The sequence below is a fragment of the Sphingomonas sp. genome, from assembly GCF_017745215.1.
In the GTDB taxonomy this organism is placed as follows: Bacteria; Pseudomonadota; Alphaproteobacteria; order Sphingomonadales; family Sphingomonadaceae; genus Sphingomonas.
Window position 1 is genome coordinate 49,069 of the sequence record NZ_JAGHZV010000018.1, and the last position, 26,191, is coordinate 75,259.

The window sequence follows — 26,191 nt, forward strand, 5'->3', positions numbered from 1 at the left end:
CGGTGCGCGCGGCCCGGATCACGCGCGCGCCACGCGCGGCACGAAGAGATAGCCTTCGTTGCGGACGGTGCGGATGATCTCGTCGCCGCCCGAGCGGAGCTTGCGGCGCAGGCGACTCACCTGCACGTCGATCGCGCGGTCATAGGCGTCCGAATCGGGCCCGCGCGCCGCGGCGAGCAGTGATTCGCGCGTCAGCACGCGGCGCGGCCGCTCGATGAACACGCGCAGCACCGCGAACTCACCGTCGGTGAGGCCAACCAGCACGCCCTCGGGATCGAACAGCTCGTGGCTGCCAAGGTCGATCTTCCAGCCCTCGAAACTATATTGCGTCCCCTCGGAGGGTCCGCCCGCGTTGCGCCGGCGCAGCGCCGCGCGCACCGTCGCGAGGATCTCGCGCGGGCTGCACGGTTTGGGAAGATAATGGTCGGCGCCGACCTCGAGCCCCAGGATCCGGTCATGCTCGTCGCCGAGCGCGCTGAGGAAGACGATCTCGGGCCCGTCGGCGCGCGCGATCCGGCGGCAGGCGGAGATGCCGTCCTCGCCGGGCATCATCACGTCGAGGATGATGAGGTCCACGCCGGTGCGCGCCAGGATCTGGTCCATCTCGCGCACGCTGGCGGCGGTCTCGACTCGATAGCCGCGCGCACCAAGGCTGCTGGCGAGAAGCTGGCGGATGTCGCGGTCGTCGTCGACGACGAGCAACGTGGCGGAGGGCTCGGCGGCGGGTTCGCTGGTCATCCAGTCGAGATCGCGCGCGAATGTGGCCGGGGTTTTTCCGGCCTCATTCTGCGCGCCGCTATTGCGATAAGGGGACGCTGACATGACGACTATTTAGGCCGTTCCTGCGCGGATTGCGACTCAGTCCGGATCCGACTCGGTCCCGGGCTGCGCCACGCCGGGACCGGAGCCGCCGGCGAGCGCCCGCCGCAGCGCCTCCTGGTCGAGCGCGCCTTCCCACTTCGCCACCACGATCGTCGCCACTGCATTGCCGACGAAATTGGTCAAGCTGCGGCATTCGCTCATGAATCGGTCGACGCCGAGGATCAGCGCCATCCCCGCGACCGGCAGCGACGGCACCGCGCCCAGCGTCGCGGCGAGCGTGATGAATCCCGCGCCGGTCACCCCCGCCGCGCCCTTCGAGCTCAGCATCGCGACGCCCAGCAGCTCGAGTTGCTCGAACAGGCTGAGGTGGATGCCGAGCGCCTGGGCGATGAACAGCGAGGCGAGCGTCATGTAGATGTTGGTGCCGTCGAGGTTGAACGAATAGCCCGTCGGCACCACCAGCCCCACCACCTGGCGGCTGCAGCCGGCGCGCTCCATCTTCTCGATCAGCGCGGGCAGCGCCGATTCGGACGAGGAGGTACCGAGCACGAGCAGAAGCTCGGCACGGAGGTACGCGAGCAGCCTGAGGATCGAGAAGCCGCAGGTCCAGGCGATCGCGCCGAGCACGACGAGCACGAAGAACAGCGAGGTCGCGTAGAACAGCCCGACCAGCGCGCCGAGGCTCCACAAGGTGGCGACGCCATATTTGCCGATGGTGAAGGCCATCGCGCCGAATGCGCCGAGCGGGGCGGCCCACATCACGATGCCGACGACGCGGAACATGATCTGCGCGACCCGCTCGAGCAGGTCGAGCACCGGCTCGGCGGGTTCGCCGACCAGCGCGAGCGCGATGCCGAACAGGATTGCGACGAGCAGCACCTGAAGCACCTGGCCCGACGTCAGCGCCGAGACGAAGGTCTCGGGGATGATCTCCCTGACGAAGTCCCAGAGGTGGCGCGCCTTCTCGACATATTCGGCGGTCGCCGCGGGATCGAGCGTCTTCGGGTCGACATGCATGCCGCTGCCCGGATGCAGCCCGTTGGCGACGACGAGGCCGATCACCAGCGCCAGCGTGGAGACCGCGAGGAAATAGCCGAACGCCTTGGCCGCGACGCGACCGACCGCCCCGATGTGGCGCATGCCCCCGATGCCGGTGACGATGGTGAGGAAGATCACCGGGGCGATCACCATCTTGACCAGCGAGATGAAGGCGTCGCCGATCGGCTTCAAGGACGCGCCGGTCGCGGGCCAGACCGTGCCGACCGTCACGCCCGCGGCGATTCCGAGGAGGACCCAGAAATAGAGATGGGCGTACCAGGGCTTCGGCTTCGCGGTGGTTGCCGTCGGTAGCGTCATCGATTCCCCTCCCTCGCCCCACACCCAACCGTCATCCCGGCGAAAGCCGGGACCCAGGGTTGCAGAGGACGTCGCTCGCGGCCCTGGGTCCCGGCTTTCGCCGGGATGACGACGGGGGACAAGCCTAAGCCGCCTGGAACAGCCACGCCACCCCGCAGCATCGCTCGTCCCGCCGCGGCACCGATTCATGCTGCACCACAGCAAAGAATCGCCCGCCGCGCTTGCGCTCGCTCCAAGGCGCGCTAAAGCCGAGGCGAATTCACTGTCCCCGGGGGTGCAGCGTGCGCATTACGATGATCGGAACGGGCTATGTCGGGCTGGTCTCCGGTGCCTGTTTCTCGGACTTCGGCCATGAAGTCGTCTGCGTCGACAAGGACGCGCGCAAGATCGAGCTGCTCCACCAGAACGTCATGCCGATCTACGAGCCCGGCCTCGCCGAGCTGGTGAGCAGCAACGTCCGCGCCGGGCGGCTCTCCTTCACCACCGACCTTGCCGAAGGCGTCAAGGACGCCGACGCGGTGTTCATCGCGGTGGGCACCCCCTCGCGCCGCGGCGACGGCCACGCCGACCTCTCCTATGTCTTCGCCGCCGCCGAGGAGATCGGCCGCGCGCTCACCAAGCCCTCGGTGATCGTCACCAAGTCGACCGTGCCCGTCGGCACCGGCGACGAAGTCGAGCGGATCCTCGCCGAAGTCGCTCCGAACAGCGGCGCCAAGGTCGTCTCCAACCCCGAGTTCCTGCGCGAAGGCGCCGCGATCGAGGACTTCAAGCGCCCAGACCGCGTCGTCGTCGGCACCGACGACGAGGGCGCGCGCCAGGTGATGCGCGAAGTCTATCGGCCGCTGTCGCTCAACCAGTCGGCGCCGATCCTGTTCACCGGCCGCCGCACTTCCGAGCTGATCAAATACGCGGCCAACGCCTTCCTGGCGGTCAAGATCACCTTCATCAACGAGATCGCCGATCTCTGCGAGATGGTCGGCGCCGACGTGCAGGAAGTGTCGCGTGGCATCGGGCTCGACAATCGCATCGGCTCGAAGTTCCTCCACGCCGGCCCGGGCTATGGCGGCTCGTGCTTCCCCAAGGACACGCTCGCGCTGCTCAAGACCGCGGCGGACAACGACACGCCGCTGCGCATCGTCGAGGCGACGGTGCAGGTGAACGACGCCCGCAAGCGCGCGATGGGCCGCAAGGTGATCAAGGCGATGGGCGGCGACGTCCGCGGCAAGACGATCGGCGTGCTGGGCCTCACCTTCAAGCCCAACACCGACGACATGCGCGACGCGCCGAGCCTCTCGGTGATCGCCGCGCTCCAGGACGCGGGCGCGACGATCAAGGCCTATGATCCCGAAGGCGCCGAGCAGGCGAGCAAGCTGCTCACCGACGTCGAGTTCACCAAGGGCCCCTACGAGACCGCCGAGGGCGCCGACGCGCTGGTGCTGGTGACCGAATGGGACGCGTTCCGCGCGCTGGACCTCGGCCGCATCGCACAGACGCTCAAGACGCCGCTGCTCGTCGACCTGCGAAACGTCTACCCGCCCGCCGAGGCCGAGCGCGCGGGGCTCAAGCTGGTGAGCATCGGCAAGGCGAGTCGCTGAGGCACGATCGAGCGGTCCGCGACCATCGGACCGGACGTTGCCTTGTGTATTATTTTGATAATACAGTTTACACGGTTGACACCAACCATGTGAAAAAATCCTGTTTGGGATAAGCTGACCCGCACGCGTCCCTCGATGGCGACAGGGGTGGATCGACGATGCGAAAGAGCTGCGACCAGGTTCGCGGCTCAATTCCTATTTTGCAACCCACCGACCGAGCCGGTCGCCGCCCGCCTTGAACGCCTTTCCAGCGAAAGCCGCGAGGAGGCGTTGTCGGCGGGATGAAGATCAGGCCCCGTAGAACCCGCGATACCAGTCCACGAACGCGCGCACGCCGTCCTCGACCGGTGTGCCCGGCACATAGCCCGTCAGTGCCTTCAGCAGCGCCGGATCGGCGAAGGTCATCGGCACGTCGCCGGGCTGCATGTCCATGAAGTTGACTTCGGCCTTGCGCCCCAGCGCCGCCTCGATCGTTGCCACGAACTCCATCAGCGGCGTCGGCTGGCCCCTGGCGATGTTGACCACGCGGCACGGCGCCACCGCCGACAGCGTATCCGCAACGCCGGGCAGCGCCACGCGATTCGCTTCGCCCGGCACCACGTCGACCAGCCGCACCACGGCCTCGACCAGGTCGGCGACATAGGTGAAGTCGCGCGCCATCTCGCCGTGCCCGTAGACGTCGATCGGCTCGCCCGCGAGCACCGCACGGACGAACTTGAACAGCGCCATGTCGGGCCGACCCCAGGGGCCATAGACGGTGAAGAAGCGGAACGAAGTCGTCGGCACGCCGAAGAGATGGGCATAGCTGTGCGCCATCGCCTCCATGCCCTTCTTGGTCGCGGCGTAGAGGCTCAGCGGCTCGTCGGCGCGGTGGGCCTCGGCGAAGGGAATCGATTCGTTGGCGCCATAGACCGACGAGGTCGACGCCAGCAGCAGGTGCTTCGGCTGGAGTTGGCGCGCGAGCTCGAGCACGGTCCAGGAGCCGAGCAGGTTGCTGTCGACATAGGTGCGCGGCGCTTCGATCGAGTAGCGCACCCCGGCCTGCGCGGCGAGGTGGATGATCACTTCGGGTTCGGCCAGCTCGGCCGCGCGATCGAGCGCCGCCTGATCCTCGAGCATGCCCTTCACGAAGCGAAAGTCGCCCGCCTCCGCCAGCCGCGCGAGCCGGGCCTCCTTCAACTCGACGTCATAATAGTCGGTGACGCCGTCGAAGCCGGTGACGGCATGGCCCGCGTCGAGCAGCCGCCGTGCCAGATGGTAGCCGATGAAGCCGGCGGTGCCGGTGATGAGGAAACGCATCTGCACCCCTGAGCGAAGTGCCCGCGGCATAAAGGGCGCTTGCGGGGGGAACAAGTCTTGAGGGCACAGCAGCTAGACTTGAAAGATCATCAACCGTCATTCCGGCGAAAGCCGGGGCCCAGGGTTATGAAGGACATCGCCCGCGACTCCTGGGTCCCGGCTTTCGCCGGGATGACGGGGTGGCTTCAATCGAATCGGGTTGGCACGCTCAACTTCTCCGCGCCTCCGCGCCTTTGCGCGACTCAAATTCCTCGCATCCTCGACGCGAGAAATGCCCGAATCAGTTGATGACGAGCTTGTCGCCCTTGAAGCTGACCGTGCCGAGCTGCGACAGCACGTTCTGGCCGAGCAGCGAGACCTTGAGCTCGGCCCCCGCCACCGCGACGTCGATGCGCGAGAGCTGGCGGCCCGCCGCTTCGATCGTGTCGAGCTTCGACCAGCGCATCGGCGCCGATCCGCCGGCGGTACGCATGCGATCCTCGGCGCCCAGCTTGTCGTCGAGGCCGAGCCGATTCGCATCGTCGCCGGTGAGCACCACGACCGACGCGCCCGTGTCGACCACGAAGCGCACGATCTCGCCGTTCACCTTGGCGTCGAGATAGAAGAGCCCGTCGGACGAACGGACGATCTCGCGGTGCGCGCCCTTGGGCTCGTCGAATTTGGTCTCGATCGGCGTGATGTTGGTCGCCGCGAGGTTCGCGTTGGGCCGCTGCACCGTGACCATGGCGGAGTTCACGCAGGTGCCCGCCAGGAAGCCGGCGGCGGCGATCGCGGTGACCACGGAGGTGTGAAGCACGGGTTGCATGCGGGCTTTTTGAAGCCGGCGAAGTAAAGACCGGGTTACCCACGATCTCCGAATCATCGCTAATGAAGCGTGAACCGTCCCCGGCAAAAGCAGCCGCGCGGGGAGCCGCCGTACCCGCGCCTCGATCCTCGCTGCCTGGAAAACGACCTTGAGCAAGACGCTCGAAAGCGCCGTACCCATTCGCCCGATCAGCGCCCCCCCGGACGCCCGCCGATCTTCAAACGCCACTGATTGTCCCGCGCCCCCTATGCCCCGGAGGATGCTAACGCGAACTCTGTTGCATGGTAAAGTCAGCCCGCGGCCGGAATCGCCTCCAGTTCGGATTTTAGCTTCTGGTTGTGGCGGAATTGCAAGACTGCGAACAACAGGCTGATCAGCCCGAAGATCGCGAACTGCGCCGCGACCGCCCAATAGCGCCAGCGCAGCGAATCACCCGAGCTGAACAGCATATAGTTGTTCACCGCGACGTTGCTGCCGCTGTTGGCGTAGAGCTGGGCGATCTCGCGCGGGAGCGCCCGCGCGGCGAGCACCCCGGTCGCCTTCGACGGGACCGGCGCGCCGTTCGTGCCGGGTGAAGGCACTTCGACGAAATAGCGCAGCGTCTCTTCCTGGCCGCCGCGCGCAACGATCGGCGCGATGTAGATCTCGCGGTGCGCGACCAGGATCTCGTCCTTCAATCGCGCGGCGCGGGCATAGTCGATCACGCCGGTGATCACCGCCGGCCCCTCGACCGGAGTCGCGTTCTTGCCGACGTCGATCGTGTGCGTCGGCCCGTCGGTCGGGTGCTGGAACATCATCCCCAGCGTCACGACCGCACCGACCAGCCCGAACAGCGACAAAGCCGAGAAGAGCGCTGCGAGCCGCGCGTTCGACGCGACGATTCGCTCGCCGGCGAGCGCGATGCGCTTCCGGTAGAAGATCAGCCGGATCGCGAGGATCAGCAGGAGCAGCGGCAGCAGCGAGAGCAGCACCAGGATCATGTAGGTCAGCGTCGGGTAATAGATGCTGATCTGCATGAACTCGCGCTCGCCGAGCTGGCCCATGATCCCGGTATAGCGGATCGTGTGCCACAGAAAGTATCCGATGGACACGGCAAGCCACAGCGTGAAGACGACGGCGGCGATGACTGCCAGGACGGGCAGAGCGCTACGGGAGAAGCTTCTACCCGTCATTGAGCAATGGCCATGGTAGAGCCCCCCGGTAAGCACATCCGATATGGAACATACCGGCATTTGCTGAAAACGGCAATGTCGTTACGCAAACGGTCTGCGGAAGCCGTTGCAAGCGGCTCAAAACCGGCCGTTTCGTAACGGGACGCACCCACCGGACCCGCGCCGCAGCAGCGCGAGCCTGCCATCAACGCATCAACGCTCGAGTGGTTTCAGCACGTACCAGACATAGACCAGGATCGCCGCGATGATCAGGTAGAAGAACAGCGCATAGCCGTGGTTGCCGACATAGTTGGCGACCGCGCAGCCGATCGTCGGCGGGGCGTAGTAGATCATCTTGTCGCGCGGCTTTTCCTGCGCGGAACGCTGCAAGAACAGCACGATGAGCCCGGCGAAGACGGCCACGCTCAGCCAATCGTAGATCGTTTCCATGGTTTTCCAGATTGGCTTTTTGTTGCGGCCCCACCCAAGTGACCGGAGCATAAAGGAAGATTCCGGGGCTCACAAGCTGGCTGGGCGCCGAAGCGTTGTCCCATGGCGGGCGCGGCGGTGGTGGTGGGGGTGGGTGGCGGACGATCCAGGCGGCACCGGCCGACTCGTCCAGCCGGTCGCCCGACGCCAATATTCTATGGGTGGCCGGGCGGGGAGCGGGCCGGTGCCGCCATGCGCCGCGAGGCGCATCGAAAGCCGCGCTCAGAATGCGTTCTTGTGGACCAGCACCCGGAAGGTCGCGAACAGGATCGCGATGTCGCGCTCGAGGCTCCAGTCGTTGAGGTATTCGAGGTCGGCCTGGAGGCGCTTGACCAGGTCGTCGCGATTGTTGGTCGCGCCGCGGAAGCCGCGAATCTGCGCGAGGCCGGTGATGCCGGGCTTGAGCGCGTGGCGGTGCCAGTAGCGCTGATCGACTTCCCAGAAGCGCTCGACCCCGGCGAGGCTGCCCAGCGCATGCGGGCGCGGGCCGACCAGGCTCATGCTGCCGTGGAGCACGTTGAACAGCTGCGGCAGCTCGTCGATGCTCGTCTTGCGGATGAAGCGGCCGACGCGGGTGATCCGGTCGTCGTCGCGCTGGGTCGACTTGCTGCCCTCGGCGTCGCACAGCTCGTTGCGCATCGAGCGGAACTTGAGCACATCGAACAGCCGGTTGCCGCCGCCCATCCGCTTCTGGCGGAACAGCACAGGGCCGGGGCTCTCGAGCTTGATCGCGATCGCGACGATCGCGAACAGCGGCATCAGCGCGATGATCATCGGCACGGTGACCGCCAGGTCCATCGCGCGCTTGAGCGCACGGTTGCGCACGTCGAGCGGCCCGGACGAGACGCGCAGCACGCACTGGCCGTTGTAGCGCGCGAGATAATAGGCGCCGACCTCGTCGAACTCGGGCGCCATCACATGGCCGTTGACGTCGGTGCCCTTGAGCAGCAGCGACCAGAAGGCGCGATCGGCCGGCTGGCAGGCGACGATGACATTGTCCGCGCCCTGGACGATCACGCCGAAGCGATCGAGCATCACCGGGTCGCGCAGGTCGGGGCGGATGCCGTATTCGGTCGCGTCGATGATCGGCGCGCCCTTGAACGAGGCGGGCGGCTCGACGCCGTCGACGATCATGATCTCGGTGCGCGGATTGTCGCCCACCGCGCGCTGCACGACGAACTTGAAGAGATAGCGCATGCCCGCGAGCAGTGCGCAGCCGATCGCGGTGCCGATGCCCAGGATCGCGCGCGACATGTCGGCCGCGACATGCGCGTAGAAGGCGACGAACAGCACGATCGAGGTCGCGACGACGAGCGCGACCAGCGCCTGCTTGATCCCGGTCTGGTAATCGACCAGCGCCTCGTAATCATAGGCGTAGCCGCTCATCGCGATGAACAGGTAGAGCGGGGTCACCAGCGCCGAGACGCCGAGCGGATCGGTGGTGACCGAATCGTCGACGCGGAAATTGCCGGCGATCCAGAAGGCCAGGAAGATGCACGCCAGGTCGAGCACGACGAGCGCGGCATAGAGCTGGAAGCGGCGCGTGCGCTTGGAAACGATCCCACGCGCTTCGAGCGCCTGGGGCAGTCCGTCCGCCGCGTTGAACTTACCGAACGAATTCATCCTTGCCCCCAAGGACGCCGCTAAAAGATGCCCAGACCCTCCCGGCCATGGACAGCGGCAGTCAACCGCGACTCGCAGGCTTAGAACACAATTTCTACAGGATCGTTAATCCAGCCACAACCTTTATGTGGCGGTGCACCATGATCCGCGACGGGACAAATATTAAGCATCCGCCGTGGGTTGGAGCATTAATTCAGATCAACCCGATGGCGATTGCCAGCCCAAACAGCGCAGCACCGAGCGCAGCATAGCCTGCAACAACCGAAATGGAGTGAATCGGATCGAAGCGCGGTGCCGGGTAGGCGATCGCCATCGCCTGCGCTTCGGGACGCGGCGTCTCGGCGAAGCGCGCATCGAGCAGCGCGATCAGGTCGCCGACCGGACCGCCGGCGCCGACCGCCGTAGAACTCGCTTCGCGCTCGGAGAGCACGGGCTCGGGCAGCTCGACCTGAATGCGCTTCTGCACTTGCATCATCTCACCCCGTCAGGCTGGCATTGGACTGACCTTCTAGGGCGCGATTCCTTTATATTTCCCTAGGGCGCCGATCCAAAAAGCCGGGCTTCTTCAACGCGCTGGCGTCTCGCCACGGCACGCGCGGGGCGGGCGCGGCGATTTTATATGCACTGCACAATCGCAAAGCGCCTCGACTATGCTATGCGCGAGGGACAGGGCATGGGCGCGGCCGGGGCGCGCCAGCGGAGGGCAGAGACAGCGATGCACGAGGCGGCCATACTCGTGGTGATCGTCAATTACCGGACGCCCGACCTCGCGGTCGACGCCGTCGCGTCGCTCGCCGACGAGGTCCGCGCGCGCGGCGACACGCAGGTCGTCGTGGTGGAGAACGGCTCGGGCGACGAGTCCGCCGCGGTGATCGCCGCCGCGATCGAGGCGCATGGCTTCGGCGACTGGTGCGCGCTGGTCGTCAGCGAGCGCAACGGCGGCTTCGCGGCGGGCAACAATGTCGGCATCCGCTGGTACCAGGACCGGCACGGCGGCGCGCTCCCCGCCCAAGTCTGGCTGGTCAATCCCGACACGCGCGCCGAGCCGGGCGCGCTCGGCGCCTTGGTCGACTTCATGGACGCGCACCCCCAGGTGGGCATCGCCGGCGGGCGCTGCCTCTGGGAGGACGGCAGCACGCGCTACACCGCCTTCCGCTTCCACTCGCCGCGCACCGAGCTGGTCTCGGCGGTCAATTTCGGGCCGGTCACCAAGCTGCTCGGCAAGGCCCAGGTCGCGCTGCCGATCCCCGAGGCGCCGCGTCGCGTCGACTGGGTCAGCGGCTCGAGCTTCATGGTCCGCCGCGCGGTGATCGAAGCGATCGGCGGGATGGACGAAGGCTATTTCCTTTATTTCGAGGAAGCCGATTACTGCGCCCGCGCGCAGGACGCCGGCTTCGAGGTGTGGACGGTCCCGGCCAGCGTGATCACCCATCTCGGCGGCAAGTCGACCGGCGTCACCGGCGCCAGCCGCACGCTCAACCGCCGCCCGCGCTACTGGTTCGCCTCGCGCGCGCGCTTCTTCATCGCCCGCTACGGCCGCGCGCGGACGCACCTCGCCAACCTGCTGTGGATCATCGGCTATCCGCTGGGGACGCTGATCGGCCGGGCGCGCGGGCGGCCGCGTGCCGACCCGCCGCGCTTCTGGCGCGACTTCATCACCAACTATTACGGCGCCGGCGGGCTGATGTACCGGCCTGCGGAGGGGGGCAAGTGACCAGCGAGCGTTGGCCGGATTTCGTGATCATCGGCGCGATGAAATGCGCCACCAGCACGCTGCACGTCCAGCTTGCCGCGCAACCCGGCTTCTGGATGTCGAACCCCAAGGAGCCCAACTTCTTCAGCGATCCCGAGCAATGGGCGAAGGGGCTCGACTGGTACAAGGGCCTGTTCGCCGGGGCGGGCGCGGTCGACCTCTGTGGCGAATCGAGCACGCACTATACGAAACTGCCGGACCTGCCCGACGCGCTGCCGCGCGTTGCCGAGTATCTGCCCGACGCGCGCTTCATCTATGTGATGCGCCATCCGATCGACCGGCTGGTGTCGCACTTCATCCACGGCTGGTCGAAGCGCGACATGGATGGGCCGATCGAGGATGCGGTGAAGCGCCATCCCGCGCTGGTCGACTATGGCCGCTATGCGATGCAGATCACGCCCTGGATCGAGCGCTTCGGGCAGGACAAGGTGCTGCCGGTGTTCTTCGAGCGGCTGACCGCGCATCCGCAGGCCGAGTTCGAGCGGATCTGCGCCTTCCTCGGCTATGCGGGCGCGCCCGTGTGGCGGCCCGACCTTCGCGACAATGTCTCCGAGCAGCGGATGCGCTCGAGCCCGCTGCGCGACGCGATCGTGAAGAACCCGCTCGCGACGTTCCTGCGCCGCACCTTCGTGCCGCAGGCGATGCGCGACAGGATCAAGTCGCAATGGCAGATGCGCGAGCGCCCCGAACTGAGCGCCGAAGCGCGCGCCGGCCTCGAGACGCTGTTCGATCCCGACCTGGCGCGGCTCGGCGCGATGCTCGGCACCCCGCTCAGCTGCGCGACCTTCAAGGAAACGGTCCGCGCCCGCTCGCTGGAGTGGGCGCGGAACTGAGCGGAAGCCTCAAGCCGTACCCGTCGGCCGCCGCGCCATTACCAGCTGCCGCCTGGGGCGCGGCGCAGCCTTGGGCCTGGCGGTTGCCACCCGCTTCGATGCAGGGTCCGACACCCAGCGCGCGGCGGCGAGCACGAGCATCAGCAGCATCGGCATGCGATCGATGTAGCTCATGAAGGAGAGCTGGACGATCACGGCAATCAGCCCGGCCACCGCAAAGGCCCATAGCGACGGGTCCTCGGTCTTCTTGGGCCTCGACTTCAGCAGGTTCCGGATCACCGCGAGCAGCGCCGCCAGGATCACGCCCAGGCCTGCGATGCCCGAGACGAGGTAGATCAGCAGATAGGTGTTCACCAAGTCGATGAGGCCGCCGTTCTCCTCGATGTCGGACATGTCGTCGAGGTTCTTCTTCAGGCTCGCGCCAAACCAGCGGTGCTTCGCACCTTCCTCGAGCCCGCGCTTGAGCAGCACTTCGCGATAGTCGAGGTACTTCACGCCGCCGCGCGTCTCCCCCGCGTTCAAGCCGATGAACGAGCTGGCGAACAGCGATTGCGACGCCGCGACCACGGCCAGTCCGCCCATCAGTCCCACGCCGACCGCGACGAAGACCGCGATCTTCGCGCGGCGCTGCGCCACGAGCAGCACGAGCAGCCCGAGCACGATCGCGACGAGGTTGCCGCGCGACTGGCAGGCGAGCACGCCGACCACCAGCGCGCCCATGATGCCCAGCCATACCAGCTCGGACTTGAACGCGCGCCGCGAGATCGCCGCGGCGAGGAAGGCGATGGTGAGGTAGCAGGCAAGCATCAGCGGCCCGCTCATCGTCGTCGAGGCGCGGAGCATGCCGCCGCGGACCATGAGGTTGTGCGACTGCATCGACCCCATCATGATCTGCCGCTTCATCAGGTCGAACACCGCCCAGCCCGACTTGGCCTCATAGACCGCATAGACCGAGAGGATCACGCCCGAGACGACGAGCGCGGCGAGCACCATGCGGAAATCGACCGCGCGCATCAGATTCTTGCGCAGCACGAAATAGGAGAGGACGACGAGCAGCTCGCTCACGCCCGCTCGCAGGAACTCGCTGACCGGCAGGCCGCGATTCTCGCCGATCCAGAAGGGGATCAGCATCGAAAGCACCAGCAGATCCTCGGCGCGCGGCTTCCATCCCGGCCCGCGCGACGCTCGGTAGCGCACGAACATGCAGAGGATCATGCCGATGTTCAGCGCGTCGATCGTGTCGACCTTGAACAGATAGGAGCCGCCCGCGGTGATGTGCCATTGGAGCGGCGGCAGCAGCCCGACGAAGAGGACGTATCGGCACAGCGCATCGGTGACGTTGGTCACGCTCGCCACGAATACGATGATCACCGCGAAGAAGAACAGCGGTGGCATCGGCGTGAGCGCCGCCGTCGCGAGCAGCACGAGGTACGAGAGCGCGAAGATCGGCCCGATGTACTTCCTCAGCTCATTTCCGGAGAACAGGTAAAGCGGAATATAGGCGATGAAGAACAGGATATAGATGAATATCAGTGGCTTGATGATAGCCTCCGTCGGTACTTCACGACACGCCCTGCGCCCGGACCGTCACTTCCCGAACCGGCCGTGCGACGAGCACGGCCCTGCGGCGCGGGAAGGTGGGCAGCTCCGGTGCGCAATGTCCCCCTTGAGTCGAAGCGAACGCCTAAGTGTAGCGCGGCGCGGGGTCAACGCAATGCGCGGCCCGCTGCCCCATCTGCCCCGCGACGAGGCAGATTTTGCATCGCAGCAGATTTTGACGCATTGCTGACAAAGTATCGGCGCACAGCAATCTCGGTTGCCTCCGGCGCGTTTGGGTTTTCCGGCCATGACGATTATACTGCCAGTATCGAGGCGGGGGCTGATCATCGGAGGCGCCGCGGGGGTCGCGGGCGTCGCCGCCTATCTCGCGCTGCCGATGCGCGGCGGCTCGGTCCAGGCCCAGCCCACACCGACGCTCGCCGATACGATCCTGCTTCGCGAGGCGCAGGACATCCGCGACGACCGCATCGGCTCCGGCATCTCGCCCGACGGCCGCGCGAAGCTGCCGCTCGGCCCGCACGGCAAGCGCTTCTGGCTCGACACGCAGAACGGCAACGACCACGCCAAGGGCAACAGCCCCGACGCTGCCTTCCGCACCGAGGCCAAGGCCTATGAACATTGGGGCGCCGGCGACCAGTTGATGATCGCGAGCGGATCGACGCTCACCACCCCGGCGCCCGACCTGCGCACGCTCGCGGCGTTCGACCGGCGCTTCCCCACCGTGATCCAGAGCTACGACCGCCGCCGCCCGGCCGACGAGAGCGGCCATGGCCTGCTCGCCAACCAGGTCGCCTATCGCGGCGAGAAGCCGATGGTCGGCGCCAACATGAAGTCCGACGGCAACCGCAACTTCGCGATCCGCGGCATCACCTTCGACCATGTCCAGACGCTCCAGCATCTCAAATACGGCTTCCACGTCGGGATCGACTGGCTGCTGGTCGAGCAATGCGCCTTCCTCGCCGCGAGCCTGACGCTCAATGCGCTGCGGCCGTGCGAGGGCCACATCATCCGGCAGTGCGCCTTCTTCGGCCAATGGGACCCGAGCGAGCGGCCGCAGGGGATCTTCACCAAGAAGGTCACGGGCACGACGATCGAGGACTGTGTCTTCTTCCACTGCGGCTGGCGCGACGGGCTCGAGCGCTCGGCGGCGAAGGAGCTGGGCGGGCCGACGATCTTCAACCACGGCCTCTATTGCGCGGTCGAATCGTCGGGGATGCTGCGCCGCTCGGTGTTCCTCTCGCCCTCGAGCCACGGCGCGCAGCTGCGCGGCGACTGGGCGAGCCACGACAATATCTTCATCGATTGCCCGCTCGCGCTCCAGCACGGCGGCGGGCGGCGCTATGCGCAGGAAGCGCCGAACGGCGTGACCGCGCATTGCTATCGCAACATCGTCACCGTCGCCGAGGACATCACGCCTTCGCTGCCGCGCGGCTTCGGCATCGAAGTGCTCAACACCAGGCCCGGCAGCCTGGTCGAGCAATGCCTCGTCGTCGGCCCCGGTACCCAGGTCTCCAAGCCGCGCAACGCCTTCGCCGCCTCGGCGCTGCCCGGGCCCGAATATGAGCCCAACCCGACGATCATCCAGTTCGCGCGCAACACCAATGCCTGGTCGAACCGCAAGATCACCCAGTCGCCCGGCGGCGACACCCCGCGCGTGCAGGTGACCGAGACCGCCAACCTCACGCCCGAGAGCAAGGCGAGCTTCGCCGATCCGACGCGCGACGGCATCACCGCCGCCCAGTCGCTCGGCATGGCGTCGCTCGATGCGCTCGGCCGCGCGATGGTCGCCGACCCGACCCAGCCCTGGGCGCAGAAGATCGCCGCGCACATCGGGCCGGGCTATGCGCCCAGCCCCAGGTCAGTCGCGCAGCTCCGCCTCGCCGACGGCAGCTTCGCCGGCGCGATCCTGCCCGACGGGCGCTGGAACGACGGGACGCGCGCCTGACGATGCGCGCGCCCAAGGACGCTTCCTCGGCGATCGATCCAGAGATCGGTCCAGAGATCGGTGTCGTCGCGATCGGCCGCAACGAAGGCGAGCGGCTGCGGCGCTGCCTCGCTTCGATCGCCGGCGTGGCGTCGCGCGTCTATGTCGATTCGGGCTCGACCGACGGCAGCGTCGAGATGGCGCGGGCCGGCGGCACGTCGGTGGTCGAGCTCGCCATCCCGCCCAAGTTCACTGCGGCGCGCGCGCGCAACGCCGGCGTCCGCCAGCTCGTCGAGGAGCGGCCCGACCTCGAGTTCGTCCAGCTGGTCGACGGCGATTGCGAGGTCCAGTCCGCGTGGATCGCCGCCGCCACCGCAGCGCTGCGCGCCGACCCGGGGCTCGCACTCGTCTTCGGCCGCCGCCGCGAGCGCTTTCCCGAAGCCTCGATCTACAATGCGCTGTGCGACGACGAGTGGAACCGCCCGGTCGGCCCCGCGCTGGTCTGCGGCGGCGACATCCTCTGCCGTGCCGAGGCGTTCCGGGCGGTCGGCGGCTATGACGAGACGCTGATCGCCGGCGAGGACCCCGATTTCGGCACCCGGCTGCGCGCCGCGGGCTGGAAGCTGCTCCGCATCGACGCAGAGATGACGCTCCACGATGCCGCGATCACCAGCTTCGGCCAATGGTGGCGCCGGGCGAAGCGCGCCGGCCATGCCTTCGCCGAGCTCGCGCACCGCCATCAGGGCCTGCGCGCGCCGAACTGGCGGGGCAAGTGCCGCAGCATCCTTGCCTGGGGGTTCGCGCTGCCGCTGGTGACGCTCGCGACCCTGGCGCTCGGCACCTTCCTCCACCCGATCTTCCTGCTCGCCACGCTCGGGCTGCTCGCGCTCTGGCCGCTCAACATGGTCCGCCTCGCCCGCTCGCGCCGCGACTTGCCGCGCAGGACCGCCAATGCCTGGGGCGTGCTGGTGATGGTCGCCAAATTCCCCGAACTGCTCGGGCTGATCCAGTTCCACCGCGGCCGGCTCTCGGGCCGGCGATCGGAGCTGATCGAATATAAATGATCCGTTTCATGTTGCATTGCGGCGGGACGGTCGACGGATGCAGCAAGCCGCGATATGGTGCGCGAAGAACAAGGGCCCGTTCCGGGCCCGAAAGCCGAATGGGGACTTTGGCTGCGCATGACTGAGCAGGAGCGCGAGGGCGGCGCGATCCTCTACATTGCTTCGCGACTGCCGGCGCTTTCGGAGACCTTCGTCTTCCGCGAGCTGCTCGGGCTGCGCGAACGCGGGCTGACGGTGCACGCCGCGAGCGTGCGCGCCTCCGATCCCTTTCCCTGGGACGAGCGGCTCGAGGCGCTGCGCCACGAAGCGACCGTGGTGTATGACCCGGCGACGACCCGGACGCTCCCGCTCGCGCTGTTCTGGCGCCCGGGCCTGACGCTCGCCGCGCTCGCCGATGCGGCGACGTCGGACCATCCCTCGATGGGCAGCCGCGCCAAGCACGCGCTCCAGGCGCTGATGGGGATCGGCGCGGCCTGGCGGCTGCGCAAGAAGAACATCCGCCAGGTCCATGCCCATATGGCGCACGTCCCCGCGACCGTGGGCCTCTACATCGCGCGCGCGCTCGGGGCGAAGTTCAGCTTCACCGGCCATGCCGCCGACCTGTTCGCCGATCGCGCCGGACTCGCCTTCAAGCTGCGCCGTGCAAGCTTCGTCTCGTGCATCAGCCATTGGCACCAGAGCTTCTACGGCGACGTCGCCGGGGTGGCGGCCGAGCGCCTGCCGGTGATCCGCTGCTCGGTGGCGCTTCCCGAGACGATCCGCCCCGAGGCGCGCGAAGTCGTCGTCGTCGCGCGGCTCGTGCCCAAGAAGGGCATCGACCTGCTGATCCGCGCCTTCGCCCAGGCCGAGCTTTCGGGCTGGCGGCTCGTCATCGCCGGCGACGGGCCGGAGCGCGCCGGCCTCGAAGCGCTCGCGCTCGAGCTGGGCATCGCCGAGCGCACCGAGTTCCGCGGCGCGCAGCCACACGCGAAGTGCCTCGAAGCGATCGCGGCGGGGGGCATCTTCGTCCTCCCCTGCCGCACCGCGACCAACGGCGACAAGGACGGCATCCCGGTCGTGCTGATGGAAGCGATGGCCGCGGGCCGCAGCGTCATCTCGGGCGACTTGCCCGCGATCCGCGAACTGATCGAGGACCAGGTCTCCGGCCTGCTCGTCCCGCCCGACGACGTCCCCGCGCTCGGCCGGGCGATCCGCCGGCTCGCCGGCGATGCGCCGCTTCGCCAGTCGCTCGCCGCCGCCGCGCGCGCGCGGATCGAAGAGGAATTCTGCGACGCGGTGAACCTCGACCGGCTCACCGGCGCCTTCGCCGAGGCCGCGGCATGAGCGCCGGCCGCGTCGCCTTCCTCGACACGCGCTTCGACACGCTGACCGCGCCCGAAGTCCGCAACTGGATCGCCGCGCGCGCGCCCGCGGACGGCTTCGCCTATGTCGTGACGCCCAACGTCGACCATATGGTCCGCCTCGCCAAGGCGCCGCCCGAAGTGCGCCGCGCCTATGACGAGGCCGGGCTGCTGGTGTGCGACAGCCGCGTGCTCGCCAGGCTCGCGAAATTCGCCGGGGTCGAGCTGAGCGTCGTGCCCGGCAGCGACCTGACCGCGCTGCTCTTCGCCGAAGTGATCCGCGCCGGCGACCGCATCTGCCTGATCGGCGGCGAGCCCGACCATCCCGCCAAGCTTGCCCAACGCTATCCGGGCGTCGAGATCGTCCAGCACCAGCCGCCGCACGGCCTTCGCACCAATGCCGCCGCGCGCGCCGACTGCGTCGACTTCGCCGCGGCCAACCCCGCGCGCCTGATCCTGCTCGCGGTGGGATCGCCGCAGCAGGAGATGCTCGCGCGCGAGATGGCCGAGAGCGGGCGCGTCACCGGCACGGCGCTGTGCATCGGCGCCTCGGTCGATTTCCTGGTCGGCGCGCAGCAGCGCGCGCCCGAGTGGGTGCAGAAGGCGAACCTCGAATGGGCGTGGCGGCTGCTCGGCAATCCGCGGCGGCTGGCGAAACGCTATCTGGTCGACGGGCCCGCGATCTTCCCGATGGTCTGGCGCTGGCGCGCGACGCAGCGGCGGCGCGCGTCATGAGCCGCGAGGAGCCGCGCATCACGATCGTGCACCTCGCGGTCGACTACAACACGCCGCAGCGCCCGCGCACGACCAGGGCGATCGAATGGACCATCGGCGAGCTCGGCGAGTTCGACAATGTCGTCGTCGCCTATCGCCGCACCACGCGCCGCGGGGAGCGGGAAACCGAAGTCGCTACCGACACGGTGAAGAAGCTCTACGACTTTCCGTTCTTCGGCCTCCCGCTCGGCCTCGGCCTCCACGGCGCGATGCGCGCGGCGGCGAAGCGGACGATCCGGCGGCTCGAGGCTGACGGCATCCGCCCGCGAATCGTCCACGCCCACAAGCTGACCTTCGAGGGGCTCGCGGGCTATTATGTCGCCCGCCATTTCGGCGTGCCGCTGCTCGTCTCGCTGCGCGGCGAAGTCGAGACCAAGGTGTTCCGCTTCAAGCCGCAGCTGCGCCCCTTCCTGCGCAAGGTGAGCCGGCGCGCGGCGGCGCTCTATTTCGTCTCGGCCTGGTTCCGCGACGAGTTCCGCCGCCATGTCCCCGGGCTCGAGACGCGCGAGCGGCTTCTGCCCAATATCGTGCGCAACATCGCGCCGGTGATCGACGTCCAGCCGGCGAACGACCGCTTCGTGACGGTGCTCGACCTCAACACCTGGAAGCGCAAGGGCGTGACCTGGCTGCTCGAAGGCTTCGCGCTGGCGCTCGCGCGAGAGCCGTCGCTCAAGCTCGACCTGATCGGCGGCGGCAGCGAGGAGTCGGTCGGGCTGGTGCGGAAGCTGATCGAGGAGCGCAAGCTCGGCGAGGCGGTCAGCCTGCTCGGGCCGATGCCCAACGCGCAAGTGCTCGCGCGCCTGCCCGCCTATCGCGCGCTGCTGCTGCCGAGCGTCAACGAGACCTTCGGCATGGTGTTCGTCGAGGCGCTGTTCGCGGGCATCCCGGTGCTCTTCACCGAAGGCACGGCGATCGACGGCTATCTGGGCGGGCTCGACGTCGGCCGCACCGTGCCGCCGCGCGATGCATCCGCGATCGCCGACGCGATCCTCGCGCTGTGGCAGGACCCCGAAGGCTATCGCGCGCGCATCGCCGCGGCGGGGCCGGCGCTGTTCGCGGCGTTCGATCCCGAAGCCTCGATCACGCGTTATCGCGACGACATCCGTGCCGCGGTGGCCGGCGCGCTGGTCGGGCAGGACTGATTCGCTCCGCCCCCTGAATCGTCATCCCGGCGAAAGCCGGGACCCAGGGTCAAGCAGGACATCGCCCGCGGCTCTGGATCCCGGCTTTCGCCGGGATGGCAGCTTTAGGTCCAAACCCCTGAAAATCCTCAGGAATAATAGGCCTCATACCCGCGGTTCGTGCCATAGCCGAAGCCATAGTCGTCGCCGCCGAAGCCGCCGCGATAGCGGTTGAGCACCGTGCCCAGGCACGGCGTCGGCTGGAGCAGGTCGATCGCGTCGCGCACCTGCTTGACGGTGTTCTTGCCCTCTTCGACCACGAAGATAAACGCGTCGATCTCGCGCAGCACGATCGCGCTGTCGTCGTTGGCGAAGGCCGGCGGCAAGTCGCAGATGCACACCATATTGTCGGGCAGGTTCTTCATCGCCTGCACCAGCGTACGCATCCGCGAGCCGGCGAGCAGCTCGGCCGAGCTGTGCTCGGTGGTGAACGCCGGAAAGATCGTCATCCGCGTGTCGGCGACTTCGCGCGCGGCGTCGCCGAGCGAGTTGATCTTGCCGAGCAGGAAGCTCTCGATCCCGAAACCCTCCTCGATCTCGAAGGTCTTGGCGATCGAGCCGCGGCGCAAGTCGAAGTCGAACAGCAGGGTGTGGATCGACGGGATGCGCGACAGCGACGCGGCGAGGTTCGACGCGACGAACGACTTGCCGACGTTCGGCGTCGCCGAGGTGACCCCCACGATCCGCCAATTGTTGTTCTGCATGATCTTGAGGACCTGCGAGCGCAACAGGTTGAACGGCCGCGACCGGCTGTCGTGGCTGTTGAACCCGAACACGCCGCGCGGCGACCAGTCGGCGCGGCTCAGCGTGCCGCCGCTCGCGCCGCCACCCAGCACGGACTCCGGAGAGACCGGACGCCCATTGTCAGGCGCTTCTTCCCAAACACTCGCCATAAACTTCGAACCTTCTCGCCCAAGGTATCCTGATCAGCCGTATGCCCGGCGACGACGGCCGAAGCGCGGCGGCTTTTTCTTCTTGAACCGCTTCTTCGAAAGCACCGGAATCACCGTCAGCGGCGGCTCGCCCGTCAGCCTCGTCAATTCCTTGCTGCTGCGGATCGGCCGGATCAGGATCTCGACCAGCATCGCCAGGATCAGGCCCAGCACCAGCCCGCCGCCGATCCCGCCGCCGATCAGCAGCGGCCGGTTGGGCGAGGTCGGGCGGTCCGGACGCGCCGGCGGCTCGATCAGCGACAGCCGCTCGCCGCGCTGCTCGTCGGCCATCTTCGAGTTGGAGCGTGCCGTCAGCAGCGAGCTGCTGACCTTGCCCAGATTGCCGCGGATCAGGTCGGCCTGCGCGGTGAGCTGCGCCACCTTCTGCTGGATCGCCGGCCCGCGCGCCGCCGCCGCCGCCGCGATCGCAGCGCGCGACTGTTCGGCATTCTGCGAACGGCGCAGCTCGGCGATCATCGTGTTGTTCGCCGCGATCTGCGCCTCGACCGTGCTCGAGGTCGTCTTGGCCTGATAGGATTGCGCCGCCTGGCGCGCCGCGGCAAGCCGGCTCTCGGCGAGCTTCACGTCGGGATGGTCGTCCGAATATTGCGCCCTGGCGGCGTTGAGCGCGGCCAGCGCCGAAACGACGCCGGGATCGCGATCGACCGCCGTCGCGCCGGTCTGCGCGCGGAGCTGCGCATTCTCGCGCTCGAGCGTGGCGATCTGGCCTTCATTGTTGGCGCCGCCGCCCAGATTCGGGATGGCGCCCGGCGCGAGCGCCTGGCCGTTGCTCCCGGCGAGCTGGTTGATCTGGCTCTCGACCGCCTGGAGCTGCTGCGTCAGCGTCGCTTCCTGGTCCTCGAGGAAGCGCACGCTGTTCTGCGCCTGCGCCTGGGTGGTCGCCGCGTCGAGCTTGAGCAGCCGGTCGACGAAGGTCTGCGCGACGAGCTGCGCAAGCGCCGGCCGCGGATAGTCGAAGGTCAGCGAGAAGGCGATCGACGCCGAGCCGCGCCGGTTCGGCCCGCCCTGGTCGATGTCGGCATCCACCGCAGTGATCGACGTCGCGGCGCGCATCTTCTCGACGAGCGCCGACAGCGGCTGCTCGCGGTTCGAGGCATTGTAGAGGTCGTGCGCCTGGATCAGCTCGACGAGGTCGGGCCGGCTGAGGATCTGCTCGCGGATCTTCGCCATGCGGCGATCGACTTCGCTTTCGCCGGTGGTCGGCTTGCGGTCGTCGTCGCTCGGCAGGTCCTGAGATTCGACCAGCAGCACCGCGCGCGACTGGTAGCTCGGCGGAATCACCAGCGACGCGACCACGCCCGCGATCGCGAGCAGGACCGTGGGAATGATCACGAGCCAGCGGCGTTCCCATATGATGATGGGAAGGCTGGAGAAAATACCGCTGGAGCCGTCGTCTTCGCTGTAACCGTAAGCCCCAGTCTCAGATTCCGCCATTATCTCGGATCCCCAAATCGATACGTCAGCCCGATCTGGCCGCCGTAATCGTCACCGCGCGTCGAGGTGCCCCCGAAGATCGCACGGTAGAACACCGACGACGAGACGTTCAGACGCTCGGTCACTTTCCGGTCATATCCGACCGAACCCATGAAATATTCGTTCCTGCCCGCCGGACCCAGACCCTTGCGCTCGGCATGGGTGTAGCTGCCGCGCGCATTGATCGAGCTGTGCTCGGTCAGCTGGTAGCGATAGGTCGCGTCGGCGATCGTCTGGTCGCGCGTGCCCGAGACCGCGGTCGGCAGCACCGCCTTGACCACGTTGACGCAGATCGACGAGCGCGTGACGTTGCGGCAGAGCGACAGGTTGCCCGACAGCGACTTGCTGGTGCCGCTCGTCATGTCGTCGTCGAGGAACGAGACGCCCACCGCGCCCTTCAGCGTCCACGACGCCGCGAGGTTGAACGAGCCCGTCGCCTGGAGCGAATAGACGCGCGTGTTGCCCCGCGCAGTATAGTCGGTGAGCGACGCCGATCCCTGGATGCCGACCTGGGCATGCTCCGAAACCTGGCGCATATAGCCCAGCGTGCTGCCGTAGCCGTTGTAGTTGCCCACGGTGCGCAGCCGCTTGAAGCGCACGACATCGCCGTGGAAGCTGACGTTGAGCTGGTCGCGCGCGGTCAGCGTCGCGGTCGCGCCGGCCTGGCCGTGGTACGAGCGGCGCCGGTCGCGCGAACCGAACAGGCTGAGGTCGTCACCGGTGGTCGGCACGCTCGGGTCGGTCGGGTCGATCGTCGCGAACGAATTGTACGAGCCGATCACGCCGTCGTCGAACGACAGCCGCGCGCGCGTGTTCAACCGTTCCGACGGCGTGCCGGCATAGTCGAGATAGCCGCTGTAGCTGTCGACCGTCGAATAGCGGCGGACATAGTGCTGGACCTGCACGTCGCCGCCGGCCGAGATCACGCTCCTGGCCGAATGCAGCTCGACACGGGGCTTCACGCCCACCGTGCCATAGGCCGAACCGGTGTTCTTGTTGCCCTGTCCGCCGAAGGGGTTTCCGGAATAGCCGCCGGTCGCATAGACGTCGGCCGAGACCCGCGTCTCGGTCTGCGCCATGGCGACGCCCGGGGCGATGAGGCACGCGGCGAGCGCCGCGCTGCTGCAGAGAGCGCGGCTCATGGCACCACCACCGAGTCACCGCTCTCGATCTGCGGGATCGCAGCGAGCTCGGCCGGCGTGGGGTTGCCCTTGAGGACGTCGGCGAGGCGGACCTTGATCACCACCAGCGCACTGCCCTGCTTGCGGATGATCGCGATGCCGTTCAGGTCGGCGAAGTCGCTCGGGCCGCCGGCCATGCCCAGCGCCTCGAGCGCGTTGACGTAGCGGCCGGGGGTGAAGGTGCCGGGGGTCCGGACCTTGCCCGCGACGAAGAACTGCATGGCAGGGACCTTCACCGAGACGGTCACGTGCGGCACCTGGTCGCGATATTGCGCGCGCAAGCCCTCGGTGATCAGCGCCTCGATCTCGCTCGGCAGCTTGTTGACCGCGTCGATCCGGCCGACCAGCGGGAAGGAGAAGGTGCCGTCGGGCAGGACCTTCACTTCGCGCTGCAGGCGCTCTTCGCCCCAGACATAGACTTCGAGCTCGTCGCCCGGGTTGATCCGATAGGCCTTAAGTGCTTCGGATTTCTGGGCTGGTGCCGCCTGACCCATGGCGGGCGCTGCCGCAGCTGCCGCCAGGGCAAGCCACGCACCCGCGCACAAGAACCCGCGTTTAGCCGACATGAGCATCCCCCATTCCCTGATCCACGGATCAGCCTAGACCAAATGCGCCCTTAGGCGCTACGGAAAAAGCGTAAATGCTGCTGCGTTGCGGCGAGATGTGCACCTCATGTCCAGTTCCGGGATGGCCCGGCGCAAGGCGTGCGGGCAAGGTGGGGACGGGAGGCGTCGATCAAGGACGTGGCAGAGCGGTTTCACTCGAAGGTTCACGCAAGGCTTCGCCTGGCGCGGGCGATGCTGCCGGTCGCGGCGCTGCTGCTCGGATCGGCGGCGCTGCAGGGCTGCGGCTCGAACGATGCCCAGGCCTCGTCCGAAGCGGCCGCGGCAGCGAACGACTTCCGCCAAGGCAATTATTCGCGCGCGGGCAACCACATCCGCAACGCGCTCGCGATCCGCGACGACATCAGCGAATATTGGATGCTGCTTGCCCGCATCAGCCTGGCGCAGGGCCGGATGGGCGCGGCGTTCAACGCCTATGAGAGCGTGCTCTCGCTCGACCGCGCCAATGTCGAGGCGCTGCGCGGCGCGTGCCGGCTCGGCGTCACCATGGGCGACCCCGAGAAGGTCGGTCGCTATGCCGATCAGCTGCTGCTGCTCAACCCCGACGATCCGCTGGGCCTGATCACCAAGGGTGGGCTCGCGCTGCGCGCCGGCGACCGTGCGGCGGCGCGGCAATATTCGGACCGGGTGCTGACCGCCAATCCCGCCGACATCGACGGGCTGATCCTGCGCAGCCGCCTGCTGCTGATCGAGCACAAGCTCAAGGACGCCGCGGTCACCCTCGAGGAATCGATCAAGACCGGCGGCGACCCCACCTCGCGCCTCGACCTCTTGACCGAAGTCTACTCCGCCGGGCGCGACCGCGCCGGCTTCGAGGACGCGACCAAGCGGCTGGCGCAGGCGCAGCCCGCCGACACCTCGATCCAGCTCCGCTATGCCGACATGCTCTACGACGCCGGCCGGCTCGACGAGGCGCGGACGACGGTCCATGCACTGATGAAGGTCGTGCCCGACGATGTCGTCGTGGCCAATTCGATCCTCGACCTCTGGCTCAAGCAGGGCAGCGACGCGCTCGACCTCGACAGGATCGTCCAGGACGCGCGCAGCGTCTCGCTCGAGATGCGCGCCGCCTATGGCCAGTTCGCGATCGACGCCGGGCACCCCGAGCTGGCAATCGCGATTCTCGCCGCGGATGCGGGCGGGCCCGCGGGCGCGCCGGGCGCCGCCGACGCCAAGGCGACCTATGCGCTTGCGATCGGCATGCGCGGCGAGACTGCCGAGGCGCAACGGCTCATCGCCCAGGCGCTCGGCGCCGACGGCACCAATCCGCGCGCCCTGCTCGCGCGCAGCCGCCTCTATGCCGGCACGGGCAAGCTCACCGAGGCGATCGCCGATGCGCGCCGCGTTCTCGCCGACGATTCCGCGAACGTCTCGGCGCGGATCCTGCTGAGCGACTATCTGCTCAAGCGTGGCGACGACCTGCTCGGCGCCAATGCCCTACGCGATGGGGTGCGCGAATCGCCGCAGGACTTGCGGATGACGCGGCGGCTGGTCGCCTATCTGATCCAGCAGGGCAAGAAGGAGGAAGCCGCGCGCGCGATCGGCGAACTGGCAGGGCAATTGCCGGTCAGCCTGCGCGTGCAACGGATGCAGGCGGAACTCTGCCCGAAGCTCGGCAGCACGAGCTGCAAGAGCCGTCCAACCGCGCCCGAACAGGCCGAGCCCGATACGCCCGACGAGACCGGCGGGGGCAGCAATGCGACGGCGCCGGCGGGCTGACCGGCAGCGCGGTCGCGGGCATCGGGTGGACTGATTCGTTCGGACTTCGATCAGGCGATCGCCGCGACGCTCGAGGCGATGCGCGGGCGGTGCTCGTCGAAGCCCGGGTGCAGGGGATGGCGCTTTATGGGCCCGAGACCGCCGGGCATTTCCCGCATCCCGAGCTCGGCTTCGTGCAGGCCACTCTGCTCGAGCTGCGCCTGGCCGACGGCGGGACGGTCCAAGTCTCGGCTGCGCAGGACGACGATCGCCGGTCGCTCTGGCCTCGGTTCGTTGCGGGAGACCGCCACCTGCTCGCCGATCGGGGCGAAGGCACCTTCCGGACCCGGCCGATGCCCGAATTCCCGACCGGCGACATCGCCAGGATTCGGATCGAGCTCGGCACCGAAGCCGATCTCCGGACGCTCCGGTTGACGATCGGCAAGCGCGAGGGTCTGCTTCGAGCGGGTGAAGTCTATGAGAACCGCGACGGCACGCTGACGTCGCCGATCAGGACGGGAGCGCACTCGTCTTCCTCGATGCCGAACGTTACTTGAAGACGCGGTTCAACCAGCCGGTTTATCGGAGGATCTGAGAGCCGGTTTGGAAATGCGCGGAAGAGCGCATTTCGAGACGGCACCAGCCCGCTCCCCCACCCGGCCTCCCATAGAATACTGCCGTTGGGAGGCCGGGT

At 67.9% G+C, this 26,191-nt stretch carries 23 protein-coding genes; 10 read left to right on the forward strand and 13 right to left on the reverse strand.

The annotated features are described in order from the left end of the window. Positions 1-18: 18 nt before the first annotated feature. Both J7495_RS16590 and J7495_RS16595 read right to left on the reverse strand, forming a co-directional pair. Positions 19-738, reverse strand: coding sequence for a response regulator (locus tag J7495_RS16590; RefSeq protein ID WP_294057899.1), 720 nt, complete (start codon positions 736-738; stop codon positions 19-21). 120 nt (positions 739-858) lie between these two features. Then, entirely contained in the window at positions 859-2,178 is a 1,320-nt protein-coding gene (locus tag J7495_RS16595) for a dicarboxylate/amino acid:cation symporter (protein WP_294057901.1), read from the reverse strand. Between the two features lie 281 nt (positions 2,179-2,459). Here J7495_RS16595 and J7495_RS16600 point away from each other — a divergent pair, with 281 nt between their 5' ends. Next, positions 2,460-3,773: a UDP-glucose/GDP-mannose dehydrogenase family protein gene (locus J7495_RS16600; RefSeq protein ID WP_294057902.1), complete on the forward strand. Its 1,314-nt coding sequence runs from the start codon at positions 2,460-2,462 to the stop codon at positions 3,771-3,773. 288 nt (positions 3,774-4,061) lie between these two features. Here J7495_RS16600 and J7495_RS16605 read toward each other — a convergent pair whose 3' ends face one another. The 6 genes from J7495_RS16605 to J7495_RS16630 all read right to left on the reverse strand — a co-directional run bounded on the left by J7495_RS16605 (position 4,062) and on the right by J7495_RS16630 (position 9,615). Then, entirely contained in the window at positions 4,062-5,072 is a 1,011-nt protein-coding gene (locus J7495_RS16605; RefSeq protein ID WP_294057903.1) for an NAD-dependent epimerase, read from the reverse strand. A 280-nt stretch (positions 5,073-5,352) separates the two neighbouring features. Beyond that, positions 5,353-5,868, reverse strand: coding sequence for a retropepsin-like aspartic protease (locus tag J7495_RS16610; protein WP_294057904.1), 516 nt, complete (start codon positions 5,866-5,868; stop codon positions 5,353-5,355). A 299-nt stretch (positions 5,869-6,167) separates the two neighbouring features. Beyond that, the gene (locus tag J7495_RS16615) at positions 6,168-7,049 is read right to left on the reverse strand and encodes a hypothetical protein (protein ID WP_294057906.1); all 882 of its coding nucleotides are present in this window, start codon (positions 7,047-7,049) and stop codon (positions 6,168-6,170) included. A gap of 192 nt (positions 7,050-7,241) precedes the next feature. Next, complete coding sequence (locus J7495_RS16620; protein WP_294057907.1) at positions 7,242-7,478, reverse strand: XrtV sorting system accessory protein; 237 nt, start codon at positions 7,476-7,478, stop codon at positions 7,242-7,244. Between the two features lie 261 nt (positions 7,479-7,739). Further along, on the reverse strand, positions 7,740-9,140 hold the full coding sequence (locus J7495_RS16625) for a sugar transferase (RefSeq protein ID WP_294057908.1): 1,401 nt from the start codon (positions 9,138-9,140) through the stop codon (positions 7,740-7,742). A gap of 193 nt (positions 9,141-9,333) precedes the next feature. Further along, a complete protein-coding gene (locus J7495_RS16630) occupies positions 9,334-9,615 on the reverse strand; it encodes a hypothetical protein (protein WP_294057909.1) in 282 nt (93 codons plus the stop codon). A 240-nt stretch (positions 9,616-9,855) separates the two neighbouring features. On the opposite strand from J7495_RS16630, the gene J7495_RS16635 reads away from it, so the two are divergent. Beyond that, on the forward strand, positions 9,856-10,854 hold the full coding sequence (locus J7495_RS16635) for a glycosyltransferase family 2 protein (RefSeq protein WP_294057911.1): 999 nt from the start codon (positions 9,856-9,858) through the stop codon (positions 10,852-10,854). After that, positions 10,851-11,726 (forward strand): sulfotransferase, encoded by an 876-nt coding sequence (locus J7495_RS16640; RefSeq protein WP_294057912.1) that lies wholly within the window; start codon positions 10,851-10,853, stop codon positions 11,724-11,726. Before J7495_RS16635 ends, J7495_RS16640 begins: the two co-directional genes overlap by 4 nt. 9 nt (positions 11,727-11,735) lie before the next feature. On the opposite strand, the gene J7495_RS16645 is transcribed toward J7495_RS16640, so the two are convergent. Next, positions 11,736-13,151 (reverse strand): hypothetical protein, encoded by a 1,416-nt coding sequence (locus tag J7495_RS16645; protein ID WP_294057913.1) that lies wholly within the window; start codon positions 13,149-13,151, stop codon positions 11,736-11,738. Positions 13,152-13,572: 421 nt separating this feature from the next. On the opposite strand from J7495_RS16645, the gene J7495_RS16650 reads away from it, so the two are divergent. From J7495_RS16650 to J7495_RS16670, 5 genes are all read left to right on the forward strand, one after another. Then, on the forward strand, positions 13,573-15,231 hold the full coding sequence (locus J7495_RS16650; RefSeq protein ID WP_294057915.1) for a hypothetical protein: 1,659 nt from the start codon (positions 13,573-13,575) through the stop codon (positions 15,229-15,231). Between the two features lie 2 nt (positions 15,232-15,233). After that, positions 15,234-16,274 (forward strand): glycosyltransferase family 2 protein, encoded by a 1,041-nt coding sequence (locus J7495_RS16655; protein WP_294057916.1) that lies wholly within the window; start codon positions 15,234-15,236, stop codon positions 16,272-16,274. Positions 16,275-16,391: 117 nt separating this feature from the next. Further along, a complete protein-coding gene (locus J7495_RS16660; RefSeq protein WP_294057917.1) occupies positions 16,392-17,597 on the forward strand; it encodes a glycosyltransferase family 4 protein in 1,206 nt (401 codons plus the stop codon). Further along, positions 17,594-18,349, forward strand: a complete 756-nt coding sequence (locus J7495_RS16665; protein WP_294057919.1) for a WecB/TagA/CpsF family glycosyltransferase — start codon at positions 17,594-17,596, stop codon at positions 18,347-18,349. Before J7495_RS16660 ends, J7495_RS16665 begins: the two co-directional genes overlap by 4 nt. Then, the gene (locus tag J7495_RS16670) at positions 18,346-19,530 is read left to right on the forward strand and encodes a glycosyltransferase (protein WP_294057921.1); all 1,185 of its coding nucleotides are present in this window, start codon (positions 18,346-18,348) and stop codon (positions 19,528-19,530) included. The genes J7495_RS16665 and J7495_RS16670 overlap by 4 nt, the downstream gene beginning before the upstream one ends. A 128-nt stretch (positions 19,531-19,658) precedes the next feature. On the opposite strand, the gene J7495_RS16675 is transcribed toward J7495_RS16670, so the two are convergent. The 4 genes from J7495_RS16675 to J7495_RS16690 all read right to left on the reverse strand — a co-directional run bounded on the left by J7495_RS16675 (position 19,659) and on the right by J7495_RS16690 (position 23,670). Beyond that, complete coding sequence (locus J7495_RS16675) at positions 19,659-20,405, reverse strand: CpsD/CapB family tyrosine-protein kinase (RefSeq protein ID WP_294057922.1); 747 nt, start codon at positions 20,403-20,405, stop codon at positions 19,659-19,661. A 90-nt stretch (positions 20,406-20,495) separates the two neighbouring features. Then, positions 20,496-21,899: a Wzz/FepE/Etk N-terminal domain-containing protein gene (locus J7495_RS16680; RefSeq protein ID WP_294057931.1), complete on the reverse strand. Its 1,404-nt coding sequence runs from the start codon at positions 21,897-21,899 to the stop codon at positions 20,496-20,498. 56 nt (positions 21,900-21,955) lie between these two features. Next, positions 21,956-23,137 carry a hypothetical protein gene (locus J7495_RS16685; protein WP_294057924.1) on the reverse strand — a complete coding sequence of 394 codons (1,182 nt, stop codon included), beginning with the start codon at positions 23,135-23,137 and terminating at the stop codon, positions 21,956-21,958. Next, the gene (locus J7495_RS16690) at positions 23,134-23,670 is read right to left on the reverse strand and encodes a polysaccharide biosynthesis/export family protein (RefSeq protein WP_294057926.1); all 537 of its coding nucleotides are present in this window, start codon (positions 23,668-23,670) and stop codon (positions 23,134-23,136) included. The genes J7495_RS16685 and J7495_RS16690 overlap by 4 nt, the downstream gene beginning before the upstream one ends. 303 nt (positions 23,671-23,973) lie before the next feature. Between J7495_RS16690 and J7495_RS16695 the strand changes: the two genes are divergently transcribed. Together J7495_RS16695 and J7495_RS16700 are read left to right on the forward strand one after the other, a co-directional pair. Next, complete coding sequence (locus J7495_RS16695) at positions 23,974-25,518, forward strand: tetratricopeptide repeat protein (RefSeq protein WP_294057928.1); 1,545 nt, start codon at positions 23,974-23,976, stop codon at positions 25,516-25,518. Between the two features lie 89 nt (positions 25,519-25,607). Continuing rightward, entirely contained in the window at positions 25,608-26,054 is a 447-nt protein-coding gene (locus J7495_RS16700; RefSeq protein ID WP_294057929.1) for a hypothetical protein, read from the forward strand. The last annotated feature ends 137 nt before the right edge of the window (positions 26,055-26,191 follow it).